Genomic DNA, 14,602 nt, shown 5'->3' on the forward strand with positions numbered 1-14,602 from the left:
AGACACGGCTGCAGCATGCATGGTGAATATCGAATCGGCGCAGACGCTTCCCTTGATCCGGCTCAGTCGCCATCCATTGCCGGCGCATGGCACGCGGCCTAGGCTGGAAGCGTCATTCGGTTGCGATTTCGATTCGGAGGATGCAATGGCTTACAAGACTATCCTGGTCCATGCCGACGTGCCGCATGCGGCGCAGCGTCTGCGCATTGCGGCCGAACTGGCAGCGCGGCACGAAGCCCATCTGATCGGCGTCGCAGTCACCGGCCTGCCGCGGCATGTACATGGCGGTGATATCGCCAGTCTGGAAGACATGGTGCTGATGAATCAGCTTGACGAGATGCGCGCCGATGCCCAGGCCGCCATCGTCGCCTTCGAGGAAGCGGCGCAGCACGCAGGCGTGGTTTCCCGGGAAGCGCTGCTCATCGACGATGATGCGGCCGGGGGCATTGGCGTCCTGGCGCCGTATGCGGATCTGGTGGTGCTGGGTCAGCCGGATCCGGATGCGCAACGCGGCGATCTGCAGCGCGGACTGCCCGAACATCTGCTTCTCGGTACCGGGCGCGCGGTGATGTTCATTCCGTATGCCGCCGAGGCGGCCACGGTTGGTCGCCAGCCTCTGATTGCGTGGGATGGAAGCGCTGGCGCCAGTCGCGCCGTTACCGGAGCGCTACCGATGCTACGGCAGGCTGGCGCGGCCAGGATCGTGCGTTTCAATGCACCGCGGCATGGCGACAGCGACAGCCAGAATGCTTTGGCACAGCTTGCGCGCTATCTGTCGCGCCACGGGGTGCGCTGCGAAATCCTTGTGGAAAGCACCGAACTGGACATGGGCAGCGCGCTGCTGGCACTGGCTTCGGATGTCTTCGCTGATCTGCTGGTCATGGGCGCGTACGGCCATACGCGGCTGCACGATATGTTCATGGGTAGCGCATCGCACACGGTGCTGCGCGATATGACGCTGCCGGTGGTGATGGCGCATTGACTGGCTGGTGCGGCCTGTTCGCCCCGACTTGCTACACGATGCCCGAACTGGCATGCCCGACACGAAAGCATCAAGCTTCCGTTCGCCGGGAATCATATTGCGCACCGCTTTTGCTTTGTTTCAGCGCATAGCTTCTCTGATTGCGGTAACACCTTCCGTTTCACAGTCATCGCATGGAAGAGGAAGCCGCATGGAGATGTTGTTGCATCGTGTGAATAAAGCGGGACCGGGCCGGTCCTTCGGCAGGTTGACTGGGGCGTGCCTGGCCTTGGCGCTTGCGGCATGCGGCGGTGGAGGCGGTGGTGGAGAGAGCGCCGCGGGCGGCGGCAATGGCTCTTCGGTGTCCACCTCGCCCCCATCCACGGCAAGCGGGACGGCGTCCCCGGCGCCGGTGGCGGCGCAATTGCTTTTCCATGCGGCATGGACCGCCTCCCCCGTCGACGCGCTGTCCAGCACTTCGGGATTTTCACCGCCGCAGGCATTGACCCTTTCGAATCAGACACTGCGTCAGACAGTACGGGTAGCCATAGGCGGCACCAGTTTCCGGCTGCGCCTGTCGAACCTGTACGGCACTGTGCCGCTCGTCATTTCCAACGTGCATATCGCGCGTAGTACCGGGGATACGGCCGTCGATGTCGCTACCGACAGCGTGGTGGGCTTCAGTGGCCAGGCGGCGGTTACCATCGCCCCGGGAAGCGAAGTGCTCAGCGATCCAGTAAGCGTTTTCGCCCCGGCACTGTCGCAGCTCGCGGTCAGCATGGCGTTTGCTGCGCCGGTGTCGATCACCACCGCGCACGGCTTTGCGCGCGATAAGGTCTATGTCGCCAGCGGCGACCAAAGCAGCGCGCAAGTCTTGCCCGCCGGCGCACAAGCCCTGACCGCAAATTATGTATTGAATGCGGTGGAGGCCGTCGATACGCAAGCCAAGCGCGTTGTCGTCGCCTTCGGCGACTCAATTACCGAAGGCGTTCATGCCACGTCGAACGGCGCCAGGAGCTATCCCGACCAGTTGAACGACAGGCTTCAGGCGGCCGGTTTGGCGTACGTCGGCGTGATCAATGCCGGTATCGCTGGCAACCGCTGGCTTGCCGATGGTATTGGCCCGAGCGGGACGAAGCGTTTCCAGCGCGATGCATTGAATGCGGCCGGCGCAAGCCATGTCATTCTGCTTCTCGGCATCAACGACATCCTGTTTTCAGGCGCATCGGGCACGCCCGAAGAGGTAAGCGTCGCTCGGCTCATCGCAGCGATAAGCGAGGCGGCGAACGAAGCACGCACTCGCGGGTTGAAGGTAATCGGCGGCACGCTTGCGCCTTGCGCGCTGCCGGGCACGTCCGAGGCGAAGCGGCAGGCGCTCAATGCCTGGGTACGTTCAAGCGGCGCTTTTGACGGCGTTGTCGACTTTGATGCTGCGCTGCGCGCGCCAGGCAATCCCGGCCTGCTGAATCCACTCTATGACAGCGGCGACGGCCTGCATCCGAATGACGCCGGCTACGGCGCAATGGCGACGGCGGTGAACCTGGCGCTTTTCCAATAGGATGATTTGCCGTTCGAGATTACAGTGCGAATGCCCCGCCTAGGCCTGGCTGCGAACTTCTCGCATTCGGGGTCGCACAGCATAGGCAGTTGCGTTTTGTTGCCTTGTACGATAAACGATGTCAGTCGGCCATCGGTACGATGCGTCGTTTAACTCTGTAACTCATTGGTCGCCACATGGGCTACTTTGCTTTGTCTTTGTAGATTCGGTTTGCAGGTCGTGATAGCATCGCGATTATTTCTTCTACGCAATATTTTCGCGGATTTCCATCCGCGCGATCGCGCCCTGCCATGCTTAGCACCAAAGAAATTTTCCTCATCGCCTCATTGCTGTGCTTCGTGTCCTACCTGATCCTTTTTTCGTTCCGAGAAGACGGGGTCAAGGGGATACGGCAATTGCTTCTGGCCAGCGTGCTCGGAATGGCCGGCAATATCCTGTATGCCTATGGGCGCGAACTGTCGCCACTGTTCGCGTTTGAAATTGCAAACACTGTCTACGCTTCGGCTCCGCTTGCGGTCTTTGTCGGCTATCGCCACCTATTCGGCCGCCGCACCCCCTCCCGCCCCTTGTTTTTGCTGCTGGCGCTGTTCTGTGCCGGAATTTCCTTTTTTCATTACGTTGTCGATTCATTCTCAGCACGCACCATGCTCGCGTCTATGTTTCAGGCAGGGGTCGCGCTTGCGATTGGGCATACGGTGTTATCGCGTCGCGCTGCATGGCACAAGCCGCTTTATCCCAAGGTCTTCATTCTGAGCATGTGTGCTCTTGTGGCAGGTGGACATCTGTTTCGTGCGCTCTGGCAGTTGTATGGTACGCGGCAGCCTGTTTCGTTGCTGGAGCCGTCGGGCTGGAATGTGATCTTGCTGGCGGCCGGCGGGTTCGCTCTGCCTGTGCTGATTTTTGGCGCGCTGCTGATTGCCCATCGGCGCATCGTGCTGATGGCGGAATATGCGGCAAACCACGATTTCCTTACCGGTGTGTGGTCCCGCCGCGCCTTCTTTGAAATGGGTGAACATGAGTTAGCCCGGGCGGGAAGGACAGGTCTTCCGATGTCCCTGCTTCTTGTCGATCTGGACAACTTCAAAGCGGTTAATGACACGCAGGGTCATGACAGGGGAGACCAGGTACTCATGGAATTCGTCAGTCATGTGCGTCATGAGTTGCGGGTCGTCGATTCGCTTTGCCGCCTTGGTGGAGATGAGTTCGCGGTGCTGATGCCGGACACAGACCTTCCTGGCGCGGCAGCGCTTGCTGCCCGGCTGCGCGCCAAGGTCGATATGGCGCGTGAACGCATGGCAGGCGTGACACTAAGCATCGGGGTCGCGACACTGCGCGATCGGGATATCGATCTCAAGGCGCTGATCAAGCGCGCCGACATTGCCCTTTACGCCGCAAAAGAACGCGGTCGCAACCGTGTGTTTCTTGAACAGGAAGGCACATTGCCTCTTGTCGTCAAGCATGCGGCTTGAGTTGCTGCTCAAAGTAAAGACTCTTAAGGGATGCTGCACGAGTCACTGCGGACCTGATAAGACGACAAACAAATCGGTTCACTGCTGTCGGCATTCATGGGGCTAGGCGCTGGCAAGCATCGGTCTTGATAGCGCTGCATTAAGGCAAGCAATCAGAATTGGCAGGGCGAGCTTTGGGACGGCACCCGCATGTGCTTAAGGCCGCGTCAGACTCGCCTGCCTAAACGTCCACCAACCGTGCGGGTGCTCACCCTGTTTTCTGGGTCAGCAGGCGTTTAGCATTCAGATGAAGCTATCGTCATCGGACCCCGGGTCAGAAGAGAAGTCGCTGCTGCCGTCGGAGACCACATTGTTTTGATCGGACGAATAGCTGTCCCGATCATCTCGGCTATTGGCCATACTGTTGTCGTCGAGGTAGTAGTTGTTGACCGTTGTGTTCTCGATCGGCTCGTTAAACGAGCCTGCACCGGCTGGATTCATGAAGCCTGAGCCGCCATGATGTCCGAGCATATTCTCAATTCCCTGGAACAGGAATGCGCCGCCAGCCACACCCGCAGCGGTTGCTGCCGCGCTGCCAAGAAAGCTTCCCGCCCGCCCCCCAAAAAATCCCTGCGACGCTGGCGGCGCCGGCTGCGTGTATTGCTGGGGTGGGGGATATGCACCAGGTGCTTGATATTGCCCAGCGGTGGGGTAGGCAGGTGCGGGAACGGAAGACGGGCGTGATGTCGACGGTGCAGGATGATTGCCCCAGGAGTTCGCCGAATCCAGGAAACCTCGATTGGGCGGCTGCGAGGACTGCAATTGATTTTGCAGGGTGGAGATTTGAGCCTTCGCAGCATCGAGGGCCTGTTCCATCAGCATCGCTCTTTGCACCAACAGATATGCAGCGTCCGGCTGGCGACTGATGGCATTGGAGATCATTGCATTTGCTTCCGGATCCTTCTGCACATTGGTGGCTTGCACCAGCTGATTGAGGAACGTTTGCAGCATCTGCGCTTCTTGAGGACTCATACGGTTCTCCTGGTTTGAAAGGTTGATACCCTTGCAAAATAGGATTGCCTAGCGGTTTTACAAGTGCCCTGTGCAGGCGTATGGAAATTTCGCAAGTACACTCTTCGAAGCAGGAGCCGAATAGAGTCTACTGGGCAAGCAGACCGGTCTTGATCATCTGCGGGCGAACCAGCGAGGTGTCATAGAACGTCGTCATTTTCCTGATATGTCGCTTGTCCGGGGTGAATTCGAAGACTGACATGCCGCCGAAATGGATGAGTTGGTCGTCATGCATCAGCCATTCGTAGTCGGATTGCACGGCAATCGAAATATCACCATTCAGTGCCTGGAATACATTCTTCACCTTTACCGTTGACTTCTTCACGGTTTTGAACAGCCAGAGGTGGTAGGACTTCACATCGCATGTACCCTTTAACGGTGTGATGATTTCGGCGTCCGGCGTAAAGATCGCAAGCACCTTATCGAAATCACGATCGCGCACAGCGATACGGTATTGCAGGCTTAAGTCGAAAGCGTACATGGCTGTGAAATGCTTGGGAAAGGTGTAGCAGTCTACGTTTTGGCTACGCTACTGTCTATGAATGCGTTTCGTGAAGAGATTGGAAATTGGGTGGGCACGATCGCTGGTTTCAAATGGGGGTAGTTTTGTCCGAGCTTCCCAGGGGCATTAGGACGGCTATCCCTGGGCAGGATAGGACGGCGATTATTACTGCCTCCGTTTCACCCAAAGGCCTCGGGTTTTTCAGCGGCCGTTATGTATGGTCGCCTCTGCTTCGGCGTTTGAGGCTTGCCCTTTGCCGCAATCAAGCTCCGCTAAGTGTTTGAATTTATGCACATACGAAGTTCGTACGATGCAATATTTGCTGGTCGGCTCACCTTCTTAATCTGGACTTAAAATCGCCAATGCTATCGCGCCTGATGCTGACCCACCATAACCTATTGTTTTTAAAGGAAACCGAAGTTCGTACATCTCTTCTATCAGCAAATTGATATTCGCCGTTGCAAAGGATGTCTGTGCTGAGCAGCAAGGACGGCACATGACAGATAGGTAAAAGTCTTAGTTGTTCAAATATGGCCGTGTGTCTTCACTTAGAGCTGCGAGCATGTCCGAACACCAAATCTGGAAGCAATAAGCCTTATCCGCTCGCCGGTAACACAACCTACTCCCACAAGCTATAACGATCCCTGGTAACGATCGCCTCAACCCGAATAAACAACGCAGATATCTACGGCCGAAAAAAGCGGCTGAATCTCGTCACAATCTGATCGCAACACGCTGCGTCTCCGCTTCTACCCGGAAGGATTCATCCCATCGACATTCTTGCCATCTCATCAGCCGACCTGAAAGCGATATCCCCTTGAAGCAAGGCATTAGCAAACGAGAGGTTCACTGGCAGACTGCCACGCCGCCCGACCACTGCATGGGTGCCCGCATCCGACGCTTCGAATATCCCACAGACCGTGCCGTCCCGGGCAAGTACCTCGAGACCATGGTGACGTCGCCCAAGACTCGCGAGCATTTCGCTGGCACGTCGAAGTGCTCCATGGCGGGTCGCTTTCTCGTGGCGTTGCTGCGCAATCCAGGCAAAGTCCAACGGCTTCGCCATCACCGCACGCAAATATGCCACCACGCTACGTCCTCGCAGAGTACTGATGCGATGCCAAACGGCCGCAACCACATCCCCAAGCCGCTTGCCTGCCAGCTTGGCATGAAGCATCAGCCAGCAAATCGTTCCCTTGCTAATGTCAAGCGTACGCAATCGCAGAAGCTCGATTGGCAACCCAGTGGAAGGATCGATGTCATTGACTTCCCCAGCGTGTTCTGGCTTTGGAACTGCCGACCGAACAGATGGCTGGGCTGTATTCTGAAAAGACTGTTCGTCTTTGGTATGTTCTTTCTTTATATATCCGTCTCTCACTTTGAGAGACCGCTCCCTGTGAATAACCTGATTTAATCCGAGCATGGTCAGTGCCTTCGTAGTGAGCGAGATGGGCGATAGATGAAATTCACCGAAGCTCCTGCGAGTCTGTTCACGAGTAATGTATCCCTTATCGACGAGTTGCTTTAACCCCCGATACAGGGTCGCTTCAGAGTTGAGCAGAGCCTCTGCACGCAGCAGATCGCGCCTTGGAAAAATCGCTTTTCTGGCGTTCCGGAGATTGAGGAAGGTAAGTATGCCGAACAGTACGCGCCTGGATGTCGCATTGAGATCCAGGCAGAGAAGAGGATTGAATACAGCCGCACGCGCTTCAATAAGGGAAGAGGGGAGGGGGCGTGCAACCGCCACCGCCCGATCTGCCGCTGGAGGAAGATAGGTCATGACACTCCTTTTTGTCTGGAAAAAGGAGCCCCATAGGCTTGACACGACCTTGAAGTGCGATAGAATCGGGACTGTCTGAGTAGGTCCACGAGCCGACGCCAATCGGTTCCATCGCAAATTCAAGCGGTCTTCCTACTATTCAACAGCCCGAGCGCCAACTCGGGCTGTTGTCTATGTGGGACTCGCTAAAAAGCGTTTTCAGGCTTACATAGCATTTCTCTCTTTAAAGAATTGATAGGGTAGGACGCTATGATTAGCCGCCCTTAATCTTTCCCCGCACGTACTGTTCGAATTCTTTTGCCCAATCTGCGGCCTCCTCTTCACCAACGCTCGATGCGAAGTCGATAACAACACGGTTTCCGCGGGTTTGAATCTTGCAAAAGGTCTGCTTGCCGGTTTTTACGATGCGCGGCTGCAAGCGTGAAACCGTCGACTGTGCTTTCGAGCGGGACGCATGGGCGACTGCCTGCGCTTGCGTGTATCTACTGTCCTTTGCAAGCATCTGCACTGCTTCGATGACAAGCTCTCCATTGCCGCTTTCCGCCGCCTGTGCCAGCTTGGTCGCTGCCTTGCTTCCGAGAATATGTGGTTTTGCTTCGAGATGGGCCAAGGCTTCCGCCGGAAGCCGGTCGAAACTGAACAGATCCGACACGGTGGTCGCTGGTACACCCGCCTCAGATGCCAAGTCCGCCTGAGATTTTCCCGTTTGAAGCTGTCTTCGTTTAAAACCCAAGTATTTCTCATAGTCAGGCAAGGAGGGCTGGAGCAGGTTAGCGTAAAAGGCGCTTAGTTCAACCAGATCATCGTTCGTCTCAAGCCCCACTGCCGTAATGGTAGATCGGCCGAGAATACGGTAAGCCTCAACCCGATTGTGGCCAGAGATGATTTCAAACCCGCCTTCGACACGCGGCCGAACGGTAATCGCTTGCACTAGAGGATTGTTGCGCAGGTTTTCCACCAGTTCAGAAAACTGTTCCTCGCTCAGCTTGCGCCGACGACCAGGCACCGTATGCAATTCCTCAAGGGGGATCTCAAGGCTGCGACCCTGCGCCAACAGGGTTTCAAGCTCCTTGATCCTATCTTTCGCCGTTGCGTACTTTCCCTGCAGATCCATGAGCTGCCCAGGCGCAGTGCGTGGCACACGTACCTGCACTGGCCCCGTTCCTTGATCATCATCGAGGGTAATGGACCTGGCCTTCTCAGCCTGGCGCGACGTTAATGACATGATTATTCATTCCTCAAATTAGCGACGGTTGCTTTTCCGTTTCCCAAAGCGCACAAGTCTTGTTATCGATGAGGTCGACCAATCGATCAAAAGGCTCGGCAATTCTCCGGTACGCATCCGTGCTGCCGTCATAAGACGGCATGTCATATACAGTGGAGAACTCGGCAGATGTGTTCATCGCCAGCGGTGTCTCCGGAATCTCTACCGGGAGCACGTGATCGCGGTAAGTCTTGATAATCCAGTCCTTCACCAGCTCGGCGGTGGGCTTCTTTGGAATGCGGGTGATCAGAATGTCGATGTAATCGAAAACCTTGGAATCCTCAGTGTGCTTATTCGATTGCAACCCGCCGATCAGGTCTGAAAACAGTGACCAGAATTGCACCATCGATGCAAAGGACAAGGCATCCGGAACGACCGGGACAATGATCGAATCACCGGCGAACAGAGCATTGATCGTCAAATAGGAAAGGGTAGGGGCCGTATCGATGATGATGTAATCGTATTCATCGAGCAATGGCTCCAATCCCCGGCGAAGCACTTTCCAGAACTGAAAGGTTTCATCGCCCTGGTGCACCTTGGCCGGCAACATGAACTCGGCATTGAAGAGATCGGTCGAACTCGGAATCAGATCGAGGTTGTCCCAATAGGTCTTCATCGGAGCATGGCGAAGATCTTCTACACTGCCATCGACCAGCGGTAATATGGTCTGCTCGGCATCGATCTCCGCATGGGGATTAATGCCGAAAAATGTGGTCGTGGAGCCTTGCGGATCGAGATCGAGGATCAAGACTTTACGACACCGACGTAGCGTCAGACCCTGTGCCAGCATCATTGAAGTCGTGGTCTTGGTCACACCACCCTTGAAATTGCCGACCGTGATGATTTTCCCTTTTTGCCCCGGTGCCCGTTCTGGAATATCAACGGTTTTCTTCACCCACTGCATCGTCTCGGCGAGAGTGAAATAGCGCATTCTTCCCGGCGCTTCCTGCTTACCGGTTGGCAGTTCGCCGCGCTTGAGCAGGTAATTCATCTTTGTTTTATCAATGCTACAAAGGGCTTGCACCTTGTTGCTCGGATAAATAGGAGCCTGTTTGCGCGGGAAAGGCTGCAGCATCGAATCCCGAATTTTCTGCAGCATCTTGCCGGACCGATCCGACAAGGCAAGCAGCTCATCGGCGTCGACGCCACGTGGGACGGGTGCCAGATCCAACTTCATTCAGTAACTCCAGGATAAAAAATGCGCGGCAAAATGCGCAACACGGCTTCGGAATATCCTTATCGCATCCGTGTTGTCTACGTTTCCAGAATAATACAACCGAATTCACGGTTTTGGCTAGAATCGGTATGAATCTTCGCTGCGGTATGAATTGCCGCAAAGGGTGTGGTGTCGCGTCCGACGCGGCGTCGGCGTGAAAAAATCGCGATTTCCGTATGCCGGGCATTGATTCACAACGGATTGAATAGGCGTCTTGCGTGGCATTATCGTGCGGCTGTAAGACTGGAACGAATTTGGAAGCCGGATGCAAGACGATGGACACGCGTCCTGAATAACACAATATTTCCAATAAGAAATGTCGCGGATGCATCGACTCCCGGATCGACTACCACAGTTCCGAATCCGGGGTGCGAATACTCCGACGCAATTCACAGCTTAATAAAGCAGGAGAAGAAAACGCGCGCAAATCAAAACGCGGCCAAGTCTCCGAATTTTTCCACCTCGCGGCTGCGTTTATCCTTCTCGGTAGTCACATAAACCGAGGTCGTGCTGAGCGAGCTATGCCCAAGCAGATCGCGTATGGTTTCCAGGGCAATACCATTATGAATGCCATGCGTGGCAAATGTATGCCGCAGCCAGTGGGTGGACGCCTTGCGCAGCTTTGTCGCCATGTCCAGATCGCCGGCAAGCAATGAGTTGGCGACCTCTTCGAAAAAGGATTTGAGTACCCTGTACAAGCGCACCGCCGAGAGCGGCTCTTCGGGTGCAAGCGCCGCATTCGCCGCCGGGATCGCAGCAATCAACGGCACGTCTTCCACCACCTCCCTCAGGCTCGCGTAACCGCGATGCTGAAAATACATCCGGATTTCATTCACCACATTTGGATTCAGTTGCACAGTTCTGAATTTCCCACCCTTTCCGCGCACTCCGATTTCCCACTGCAATTCCTCCTCGCCCCGGCGAGTGAAGGACTTCAGATCGCGACGCCGCAGCGCAACGAGTTCGGAAAGCCGACAACCGCTGCTATAGGCAATCGCGAGGATGAACCGCAGACGGTGATAGCGCGCGTCACGGGGCATGCACGCAAGATACTCCTTGACGATTTTCCACTCGGCAATCGTCAGCGAGCGCGACACTTCAATGCCGACCGTCACCGGTTTGGCCAAGTGGGGAAGGGCGCGCAGAGGGTTGTGCAACAGATAACGCTGGTCGACAAGCCACTGCATCAGATTCTGCACAATGCCTAGCGCATGCTTCTGCGAACGTTCCGACAGCGGCCCTTCAAAGGGGCGCCATAGCGACGACAGTCTCTCGATGCCGCGCGGCCCCATCCAGCGTTTTTGCGGAATACGGTAATACTGCGCCCACACCTCATCGCTCTGGCGCCCGAGATACCAAAGGAAATTTCTGTAGGAAATGCAATCTTCCACGGTGAGTGAGCTCAGCGCCTTGCCGGCCTCAAGTATGGACCAGAGAAGAAAGCGCTCGGCTTCCTTCCGATATGCGCGCTGCGTATGTCCGCCCTTCGGATAGCGTGCAAGCCACGCATGTATCGCTTCGAGATCGTTGCGGGCGGAAATGCCGGCGCGGTCGCCGCGATTCGTTCCATAGGCGCCGTTGAGCTCATGGGGAACCAGAAAGCTTTCCAAAGGCGCGATGTCCGTACGAGCCGGTGGCGGGGCCAGCATGGTCGTGGTCCATTCCCTGCGCGGCTTGATCCCGCGCGCCGACAGTTTCATCCCCAGCGATGCCTCGGTTTCGGGCAGCATCAGCCAGTCCATGATCTGCCGGGCTGCCTTTTCACCGACACGCGGCACCTTGGTGTACCAGCGGTAGCCGCGTGAATTGATTGCATTCACAAGCTGCTCGATCGTATGCAGGCCGGCAGCGGTAAGACGCTTCGCGATGACGGGGTCGATCCATCCCCCCACGCCGTCGGATGGGCGCGGGTCCGCGCCCGTCAATTCCTCGACCTGCCGCAACACGGCCAGTTGCCTGCTGCGCAGACGGTTGTTCCGCACGCTGCGGCGATCCAATCCAGGCGTCGCGCCGCCATATTCTTCCTGGAACAGCTCGATCAGTTCCTGCTCGGTATAGGTTTCATACGGGTCGCGCTCTTCCCGAAACTCGTCGAGCGTGGGCACATGCGCGCCGTATTTCACCCGCAAGGCTTCCGGCTCCAGGCGTATCAGTCGGCTGCCAGAACCATTCCCGGTGCGGCGGGCGGCCACCATCAACTGTTCCCGCACCCACTTCAACATGGACTTCGCGACACGCAGGTCCATATCCGTTCCTTCCGAATCTGGGTCTTCGACGGTTTCCAGGTAGCGCCGAGCCAGCGTGCGCAAATCCAGTCCGTCCAGGTAGCCACGGTAGAAGGCGAAATGATGACGTCCCAGTTGAATCAGGACCGTGCCACGTGCAGTCCAGGCAGAGGGCATAGGAGCGAAAGAGTGGAATGAGTGGTTAAGGCTGCGGTCGGGACATTACCCGCGAGATTCCGCAGGGGAACAATGAAACGCGCGCAGCGATTTTAGCAGCAAACATTTCCTAAATGGATAATGGGACTTATCAATGCATAAGTTATGGCGAGAATGAACCTGGACATTGCCGGGCTGGAATTTTCGTCTGACGCTAGACGTGTCGCCTGGATTATCGGAGTTCCTTTCAGGGCAGACGGCACAGGAAGCAGGGACGCATGCCAGATACCAGCGCCATGCCCTGGCGCGGTGCCTCAACGTTCGGTGCGCCGCAAATGAAGCTGTAAGAAGAATGAGCATTGCAGTGGAGGCGAAGCGGCAAGGTCAGCGATTTCTACTGTATCGCGCAGGCAAATGGACTTACCAAGCGCGCCGCCTTTACGCGTGCGCAATTTCCGATGAGTTACATCTGTTGCGCTCTTCAATGTAACGATCGTGACATTCTTCCCTCCTAGTATCACGCCCGCAGCACGAGTCGAACCCGTTGCTCGTGGCTGCACACTGGCGCCCTCTCATAGAGAGCCGGGCGCGCAGTCACTTTCCTATTGATGCAAGAGGATACGCATGAAGCACAAGCGCATTTCCAAAGTCGTTCTATCGTATGTGATCGGTACGACCGTCCTGTCCAGCACTGTTCCGCTCACCGTGCATGCGGCCCCAGCCACTTCACCGGTTTCAGCAGCAACACCAATTGAGCATGTGATCGTCATCATCGGCGAGAACCATACGTTCGATAACTTGTTCGCGACCTACCAAGCCAAGCATGGACAGCAAATCTCCAATCTGCTGTCCAAGGGCATCATCAAGCCCGATGGCACACCAGGCCCGATGTTCGGCAAATCCGCGCAACAGCAAGCCGACAACCGACAGATTTACAAGATCGACCCAACGCACACTGACCCCTATGCGACGCTGCCGCAACCGCAGACCACGTATGCCACTGGCTTGCCGCCGGGCGTGCCCGATGCGCGCTTTCCGGCTAACCTGCCGAACGGGCCGTTCCAGATCACACGCTATGTCCGCTATGACGCGCACACCGGCGATCCGCAGCATCGTTTCTTCCAGATGTGGCAGCAATACGATGAAGGCCGCCTCGACCTGTTCCCCTGGGTCGCGACAACCATCGGCACAGGCGGCCAGAATGCCGCGCCCGCACCGACTCCGGCCAACACCTTCCAGGGTTCGGAAGCCATGGGCTTCTACAACATGCAAAGCGGGGACGCGCCGATTTTCCGAGAGCTTGCGGACCACTACGCAATCAGTGACAACTACCATCAGCCCATCATGGGCGGCACCGGCGCGAACTTCCTGGCGATCGTGACCGGAGATTTGGCCTACCACAATCAGAATGGCCAGCCCGATACGCCGCCGGCGAACCAGATTGAGAATCCGGATCCGCAGGGCGGCACCAACAACTTTTATCAGCAGGACGGCTATGCGGGCGGCTCCTACGTCAACTGCGCGGACCAGAACCAGCCCGGCGTGCCAGCCATTTCCCGCTACCTGTCCAGCCTGCCGTACCAGAGCCATAACAATGGCAATTGCGCCGCCAATACCTACTACCTGGTCAACAACTATGGTCTCGGCTACAAGGCCGACGGTACGCCGCAGCCGCTGGGGCCGACGCATTTCACGTTGCCGCCACAGCACATCCCGACGATCGCCGATGCGCTCAGCACCAAAGGCGTGTCCTGGAAGTGGTATAGCGGCGGTCGTAATGCGGATGGCACCACGAGCAGCGAGTATTGCGGCATCTGCGATCCGCTGACCGGCTTCACATCGATCATGACTTCCTCGCTGAAGAACAACCTGGTCGGCATGGATGCGCTGGACCATGACATGGCCGATGAGAAGCGTATGCCCGCAGTTGCCTTCGTGCGTCCGCCGGAAAGCCAGGCAGGCCATCCGGCGAATGCGACCGTACCGGACTATGAGAAGTTCGTTGCGTCGTTGATTGCCAAGGTGAAGAACAACCGGGAGCTGTGGAAGAAGACGGCAATTCTGGTAACGACGGATGAGGGCGGTGGATACTACGACTCCGGCTATATTCAGCCGGTCGACTTCTTCGGCGATGGCACCCGCATCCCGCTGATGGTGGTCTCTCCGTATGCCAGGAAGGGCTATGTTGACCACACCTATTACGATCATGTGTCGATCCTCAAATTCATCGAGGCGAACTGGGGACTGCAGCCCTTGTCTGCGCGCAGCCGTGACAACCTGCCCAATCCAATCATCGATACGCGTAATGACCCGTATGTGCCGATGAACCGTCCAGCCATCGGCGACCTGATGAACATGTTCGACTTTCAGCATCACCGCAACGACAGGGACCAGGACGACAGGCGCGACAACCTGCGGTAA

10 protein-coding genes are annotated in these 14,602 nt (G+C 56.8%); 4 read left to right on the top strand and 6 right to left on the bottom strand.

Annotated features, from left to right (window positions below; genetic code table 11):
- The first annotated feature begins 145 nt into the window (after positions 1 to 145).
- From JJB74_RS11340 to JJB74_RS11350, 3 genes are all read left to right on the top strand, one after another.
- Positions 146 to 982, top strand: coding sequence for a universal stress protein (locus tag JJB74_RS11340; RefSeq protein ID WP_200591984.1), 837 nt, complete (start codon positions 146 to 148; stop codon positions 980 to 982).
- Positions 983 to 1,172: 190 nt separating this feature from the next.
- Positions 1,173 to 2,519: an SGNH/GDSL hydrolase family protein gene (locus JJB74_RS11345; RefSeq protein ID WP_200591985.1), complete on the top strand. Its 1,347-nt coding sequence runs from the start codon at positions 1,173 to 1,175 to the stop codon at positions 2,517 to 2,519.
- A 290-nt stretch (positions 2,520 to 2,809) separates the two neighbouring features.
- A complete protein-coding gene (locus JJB74_RS11350) occupies positions 2,810 to 3,988 on the top strand; it encodes a GGDEF domain-containing protein (protein WP_200591986.1) in 1,179 nt (392 codons plus the stop codon).
- A gap of 282 nt (positions 3,989 to 4,270) precedes the next feature.
- Here JJB74_RS11350 and JJB74_RS11355 read toward each other — a convergent pair whose 3' ends face one another.
- The 6 genes from JJB74_RS11355 to JJB74_RS11380 all read right to left on the bottom strand — a co-directional run bounded on the left by JJB74_RS11355 (position 4,271) and on the right by JJB74_RS11380 (position 12,202).
- The gene (locus JJB74_RS11355; protein ID WP_200591987.1) at positions 4,271 to 4,999 is read right to left on the bottom strand and encodes a DUF2076 domain-containing protein; all 729 of its coding nucleotides are present in this window, start codon (positions 4,997 to 4,999) and stop codon (positions 4,271 to 4,273) included.
- Between the two features lie 127 nt (positions 5,000 to 5,126).
- Positions 5,127 to 5,519: a nuclear transport factor 2-like protein gene (locus JJB74_RS11360; RefSeq protein ID WP_200591988.1), complete on the bottom strand. Its 393-nt coding sequence runs from the start codon at positions 5,517 to 5,519 to the stop codon at positions 5,127 to 5,129.
- Between the two features lie 784 nt (positions 5,520 to 6,303).
- A complete protein-coding gene (locus JJB74_RS11365; RefSeq protein WP_200591989.1) occupies positions 6,304 to 7,320 on the bottom strand; it encodes a hypothetical protein in 1,017 nt (338 codons plus the stop codon).
- Between the two features lie 253 nt (positions 7,321 to 7,573).
- A complete protein-coding gene (locus JJB74_RS11370; protein ID WP_200591990.1) occupies positions 7,574 to 8,545 on the bottom strand; it encodes a ParB/RepB/Spo0J family partition protein in 972 nt (323 codons plus the stop codon).
- Positions 8,546 to 8,558: 13 nt separating this feature from the next.
- Positions 8,559 to 9,761: a ParA family protein gene (locus JJB74_RS11375; RefSeq protein WP_200591991.1), complete on the bottom strand. Its 1,203-nt coding sequence runs from the start codon at positions 9,759 to 9,761 to the stop codon at positions 8,559 to 8,561.
- 467 nt (positions 9,762 to 10,228) lie between these two features.
- Complete coding sequence (locus tag JJB74_RS11380; protein ID WP_200591992.1) at positions 10,229 to 12,202, bottom strand: phage integrase family protein; 1,974 nt, start codon at positions 12,200 to 12,202, stop codon at positions 10,229 to 10,231.
- 603 nt (positions 12,203 to 12,805) lie between these two features.
- Between JJB74_RS11380 and JJB74_RS11385 the strand changes: the two genes are divergently transcribed.
- Positions 12,806 to 14,602 carry an alkaline phosphatase family protein gene (locus tag JJB74_RS11385; RefSeq protein WP_234484114.1) on the top strand — a complete coding sequence of 599 codons (1,797 nt, stop codon included), beginning with the start codon at positions 12,806 to 12,808 and terminating at the stop codon, positions 14,600 to 14,602.

The organism is Noviherbaspirillum pedocola, assembly GCF_016632335.1.
GTDB lineage: Bacteria > Pseudomonadota > Gammaproteobacteria > Burkholderiales > Burkholderiaceae_D > Noviherbaspirillum_A > Noviherbaspirillum_A pedocola.